The following is a 6,137-nucleotide window of genomic DNA, read 5'->3' as shown; positions in this document are numbered from 1 at the left end:
CCGACAAGAGTGGTGTCGAAGTCCTGCGGGTGATGCTCGATGAGCATCTTAAGGGTGAAACAAAAGAGACACCGGAAGCGATTGTCGCCCGCCTGAACCTTGCAAAAACATCTGGTGACGATGCGGTGCTTTTGGGTGCCATAAACGAAGTCATAACGGAGAACCAAAAGGCGGTCGAAGATTACCGGGCCGGGAAGAACGGGGCCTTGAATTTCCTCGTTGGCCAGACCATGAAAAAGACCCGGGGCCGCGCCGATCCGGGCGAGCTTAACCGGCTGATGGTTGCAGCACTCAAAAGTACGGAGCAGTGACCTGACGTGCACCTGATAGTTGCAGAAAAGAACATCTCGGCCCGCAGGATCGCCCAGCTCCTTGCCGGGGGACAAAAAGTTGTCGAAAAAAAGGATGCCGGGGTATCGACCTACAGTTTCGGCGATACGACGACAGTGGGCTTGCGCGGCCATGTTGTCGAGGTTGACTTCGAGCCCGGCTACGAGAACTGGCGCAGCGAGCAGTACACCCCGCGCAGCCTGATCGATGCAAAGACCATCAAGGTGCCAACCGAGAAAAGGATTGTCGCGCTCCTCCAGAAACTGGCCCGACATGCCGACCGGGTCACCATTGCGACCGATTTTGATACCGAAGGGGAACTGATCGGCAAAGAAGCATACGAGCTGGTCCGGGCGGTCAACAGGAACGTGAAAGTCGACCGGGCCCGGTTCTCTGCGATCACCCCGCAGGAAATCAAGACCGCATTTGCGAATACGACCGACCTTGACTTTGCACTTGCATCCGCAGGGGAAGCCCGGCAGTCCATCGATCTGATGTGGGGCGCTTCGCTGACCCGGTTCATCTCGCTTGCCGCACGCCGGGGGGGAAACAACATCCTCTCGGTCGGCCGGGTGCAGAGCCCCACGCTCTCCATGATCGTCGACAGGGAAAAGGAGATCGAGAAATTTGTCCCTGAGACCTACTGGCAGCTCGGCCTGTTGACCGAGAAGGCCGGCGAGCCGATCGAGGCACGGCACACGAATGGCCGGTTTAAGGAACAGAAATCCGCAGAACTCGCCCGCGACCGGACAAAAGAACCGCTTCTGGTAACAGAAGTCAGGGAAGGTACAAAACAGGACCGGTCCCCCTCGCCGTTTGATACGACAACGTATATCGTTGCCGCCGCCCGGCTCGGCTTTTCCGCGGCAAACGCGATGCGGATCGCAGAAGAACTGTACATGAATGGGTACATCTCCTACCCGAGGACCGACAACACGGTCTATCCCGCATCGCTCGACTTAAACGGGATACTTGCGACGATTAAAAATTCGCCGTTTAAAAAAGATGTGGAGTGGACGATTGCCCACCGGCGCCCTGAGCCGACCCGGGGCAAAAAATTATCCACCGACCACCCGCCAATACACCCGACCGGTGTCGCAACAAAAGAAGGGATCGAGGACGATGCGTTCCGGATCTACGAACTTGTGCTCCGCCGGTTCCTTGCAACTCTTGCCCCGGATGCGCTCTGGCAGACCTTAAAAGTCAACTTCGATGCTGGTGGCGAGGCCTACACTACGACAGGAGGGCACCTGATCGAACCGGGCTGGCACACGGTCTACCCGTTTTCCGAGGCAAAGGAGACGATTCTCCCGGCATTTACTGTCGGGGAGAAACTACCGATCCGCAAGGTCAGCCTCGATGAAAAGGAGACGATGCCCCCGGCACGGTACACGCAGAGCAAGCTCATCCAGAGGATGGAGGAACTCGGTCTGGGAACAAAGAGCACCCGGCACGAGGTCATCGCGAAGCTCGTCTCCCGCAAATACGTTGAAGGCACCCCGTTGCGCCCGACCCTTGTGGGCCGGGTCGTGACCGAAGCGCTCGAACACAACGCCGACGCGATCACAAAACCCGACATGACCCAGACGATCGAGTCGCACATGCAGCAGATAAAAGAGAGCAAACGCACCCGGGACGATGTCATCAAAGAGTCCCGCAGCATGCTGCACGCGGCATTCGACCAGCTTGAAGCAAACGAGCAGGTAATCGGGGACGACATCCGGAACCGCACCGCCGAGGAACTCAATTTAGGTCGATGCCCGGTCTGCGGCGGTACGCTTGCAATCAAGCACCTGCGGGGTTCGACTCAGTTCATCGGCTGCTCCCGGTATCCTGAATGCACGTTCAACATCGGTCTTCCTGTCACCCAGTGGGGCTGGGCAGTACGCACCGATGATATCTGTGAGAAGCACCACCTCCACTTCGTGCGGCTTGTGAGAAAGGGTGCCCGTCCCTGGGACATCGGGTGCCCGCTCTGCCACCACATCAGTTCGAACACAGAATCGCTCACCGAAATTCCCTCAATGAATGAGGCTCTTATGGAAAAAGCCCGGTCCCAGCATATCTACACCGTTGCCGAGATCGCCCGAAGCGAGCCTGAACGCCTTGCAAAGACCCTTGACCTCGCACCAGATGCAGCACAGAAACTCAAAACCGAGGCAGAAGGCGTGCTCGAAAAACTGCGCCGGCGCTCCGAGTGCCGCAAGTTCATGCGAAACCACCTGATCCCACGGAAAGGTCGCAGTTATTCAAAGATCATGGCGGCCTTAAAAGAGTCCGGAGTCACCGATCTTGCAGCACTCGCAACAACAAATTTTGCCATCCTCCAGAAGGCCGGTATTGGTGAGACCGAGGCACACGACCTCCTCGCAGAAGCCCGGATCACCCATAACGGGCAGATCTTAAAAGAGATCGGCATTCCTGCGGTAAGCCTCAAAAAATATCTGGCAGCCGGCGTCATAACTCCCGAGGAGTTCTGCTCGACACACCTGGAAGAACTCAGTACGAGAACCGGCATGAGCGCCGGAACAGTGAGCCGTCATGTGGGTCTCGTGTGCGAATACCTGCACCGGCCCGTTCCCGGTAAAACAGAGAAGACCCCCCGGACCCGGAAAGGACAAAAAGAACTGCTCACAGCCAGGGGAATGACTACGGCTGTGGCAGAACATCTCTCAAAAGCCGGGATTACAGACGCGGACAGCCTGCTAAAAGCAGATGCACAAACCCTTGCCACCCGGACCGGCCTTGACGGGGATACGATCCTGAAAATACAGACCCAGATCCGGAAAAAACGGGAGATCATCCAGATCTAGTGCGGGATTGCACATTCCTTATTTTAAAACAAGTCCGATGGCTACCCGGAGATCGTTGTCATCAAACGGTTTGACAATAAATCCATCAGGTTTGGTCTCACGCGCCCGTTCCAGTGTGGGACCATCGGAATGGGATGTCACGTAGATCACCGGGATGTTGAACCCCCTTTTGATCATCTTTGCAGTCTCGATACCATCGATCTCCCCTTTAAGGTTGATATCCATCAGCACGAGGTCAGGCTTGTGGTTTACCACCATCTCCATTGCCTCAGCACCGGTAACCGCCCGGCCGCAGACCCGGTACCCAAGGTTTTTTAAGCGCCATTCGGCTATTTTTGCAATAATATCGTCATCTTCTACCAGAAGAACTGCATAATCAGACATACCCATTTCCTGCCACGTTGTACGTTTATTTCCCGGGGAAATAACCTATCGTTATCCGTTACGGAGGTCATCATTTTTTTCCCTGACAAACCGGAATGCACCATTGGGGATCAGCATCCCGAACCGTGCCCCGCAGCCGGGTCTGCCGTTCTCCCGGATCGTAATACCGGTGATGAGCAGGATCTCCCGGGTCAAAAAAAGACCCATGCCGGTATTCCTGCCAATCCCCCGCTCAAATATCTGCTCTTTCTCATTGTCGGGGATACCGATCCCGTCATCCTCACAGACCAGGGTAAGTCCTTCATCGGAGATCTGGTAATAAAACCGGATCGTCCTGATGTGGTCGCCGTACCGGATTGCATTATCAATGAGATTGTAGAAGACTTTTTCGAGCAGGGGATCTGCGTATATTTCGGTATTCTCAATCTCATTGACAAACGTGATCACGGATCCGGAAAAATTGACGATCGACCGTTTTACGATCTCCTGAATATTCTGCCAGGACGGGGCGTTTACTCCTACAGACTGGTACTCCCGGGTGAATGCAATCTGTCTCTGGATAACACGGGTAAGCTCCTTGATCTGTCGGAGAAGTTCTTCGCGTTCGGCCGGCACGTTTGTGGCGTTTGCCATATCCACGCAGCCCAGAAGGCCGGTGATCGTGTTAAGGATATCATGACGGGTGATGTTGTTGAGAAGGTTAAGTTTTTTATTCGCAAGCATGACTGCATCCTCTGCTCTCCTGCGATCGGTAAAATCACGAAGCACACCATTTATACCAGTTACCTGCCCGTTCCGGTCGACAACAATCGTGCTCTTTTCCTCGATCCAGTGGATATACCCCCATTTATCCAGTATCCTGAAACTGGTGTCAATTGGTTCACCCCCGGATAATTCCCGGGCAAAATTCTTCCGGATATCTTCACGATCTGCCGGGTGGATGAACTCTTCCAGTGATTTGGATACGACCTCTTCAGCCAGGTACCCGTAACGGTTGACCATCGGCGAGATATAGGTAATAATCCCTTTAAGGTCTGCGGAAAAGAGGACATCGGAACTGTTCTCAGCAAGCGCACGGTACTTGTCTTCACTTTCCGCAAGGGCAATTTCGATCTTTTTTCGTTCGGTGATATCCGTGATTGTACCGACCCAGCCAGTCAATGTCCCGTCACTGTCTTTTAGAGGTACCGCCTGCCCGATCAACCATGAAACAGAGCCATCAGCACGGATAAGCCGGCTTTCAACCGAGATTTCCTTCTGCCCGCGGACAGACTCTGCAACACTCTGAAGTACTTTCTGCCGATCTTCCGGGTGGAGCGCTTCTGCCCAGTACCTGCCCCGGATCTGGTCAAGGGAAATACCGGTCATCTGTATCCAGCGATCATTGACAAAAATTACCCTGCCTTCCCGATCATTCCGGAAGACACCTACCGGAGATACCTGGAGGATGCCGTTGAGCATGCGGGTCCTGTCAATGAGGGCGCTCTCCATCTTTTTGCGCTCGGTATTATCGATGAACGTTTCCAGCATGCAGTCCCGGCCATAGAGCCGGATACAGACCACATGCTTGATGATGGGCACGTGTCGTCCATCAGCAGTGATCAGGACACGTTCTGTGTTATCGATTATCTGCCGGCGGCCATCGGTGATCGGGCAATGCCCCTTCTCGCTTGAATAGACAAACCGGTGGCAGAGATTGCCTACAATATCCTCTTTTTTTGCACCGATCATGACCGCAGCAGCAGGATTTACATCGATAATCCTGTGAGTATCAGCCTCAACAAGCAGTACCCCGACAGTTAATGCTTCAAAGATGCTCCTGAGGTAGTGCTGGCTCTCGGCGAGGGCATCCTGAATCTTCCGCTGCCGGGTGATATCGACAATGATCCCGCGGAACCCGGTAACACGGGCATCCTGGAAGACTGCCGATGTAAATGTGTCCCCCAGGAACGTCGAACCATCACGCCGGACAAATGTGTATTCGGCTTCAACGGATCGTTCACCTGCGACAATACGCTGAATATTTTCTTTCACGCGAGGATGATCCTCCTTTGCAATAAAAGCATAGATGTCCAGACCCGGTTCGGATTTCAAATCTGTAATCTGTGCGGTCTCAAAACCGAACTGATTCAAAAATGTGAGGCGGCCGGTCTGATCGATCTCAAAGATGATCTGAGGCAGGAGTTCAGCAAGTTCACGGACGCGTTCATTACTTTTTGCCAGTTCATCATGGGTTTTATCAATGGTCTCAAGCATCAGGTTGATCTCTGTCGCGAGTCCGGTCAGCTCGTCATCCCCGGTGAGTCCGACTCTTCTATCGCGTTTATGTGCATTTCCCTGATTACGGATCTGTTGGGTGAGGGAGGTCAGTCTTGAAAGGATAATCCTGTCAACCATGAAGATGATGATAATACCAAGAAATGCGATGGCGCCAAGAACGATGAGGACAAACTGCATTGTTGTCGTCATTCCTTCGGTGTAGATGTCCCGGGGCTGGATGGTTTCAAGGATTACGGCGTCAGATCCGTAGATGTCATGGAGGAGGGCGAATCCTCCGATGTAACTGGAATTGATCGGCGTGATAAATTCCGGTTCGCTGCCGGGTTCAGT

The 6,137-nt window shown here is 53.9% G+C and carries 3 protein-coding genes and 1 pseudogene; 2 read left to right on the top strand and 2 right to left on the bottom strand.

What is annotated here, in order from left to right:
- Together WCE46_RS04490 and WCE46_RS04485 are read left to right on the top strand one after the other, a co-directional pair.
- Nucleotides 1–311, top strand: a pseudogene (locus tag WCE46_RS04490) (Asp-tRNA(Asn)/Glu-tRNA(Gln) amidotransferase subunit GatB); the annotation flags it as partial.
- Between the two features lie 6 nt (nucleotides 312–317).
- Nucleotides 318–3,143, top strand: coding sequence for a DNA topoisomerase I (locus tag WCE46_RS04485; RefSeq protein WP_424732500.1), 2,826 nt, complete (start codon nucleotides 318–320; stop codon nucleotides 3,141–3,143).
- Between the two features lie 18 nt (nucleotides 3,144–3,161).
- Here the strand turns inward: WCE46_RS04485 and WCE46_RS04480 are convergent, their stop codons facing one another.
- Together WCE46_RS04480 and WCE46_RS04475 are read right to left on the bottom strand one after the other, a co-directional pair.
- Nucleotides 3,162–3,527, bottom strand: coding sequence for a response regulator (locus WCE46_RS04480; RefSeq protein ID WP_424732499.1), 366 nt, complete (start codon nucleotides 3,525–3,527; stop codon nucleotides 3,162–3,164).
- Nucleotides 3,528–3,578: 51 nt separating this feature from the next.
- A partial coding sequence (locus WCE46_RS04475; protein WP_424732498.1) for a PAS domain S-box protein occupies nucleotides 3,579–6,137 on the bottom strand: 2,559 nt, incomplete at its 5' end.

The sequence above is a fragment of the Methanoregula sp. genome (genome assembly GCF_049690535.1).
Taxonomy (GTDB): Archaea; Halobacteriota; Methanomicrobia; order Methanomicrobiales; family Methanospirillaceae; genus Methanoregula.
Note: the sequence above shows the minus strand (reverse complement) of the source record. Positions and strands in the feature narration are given on the sequence as shown.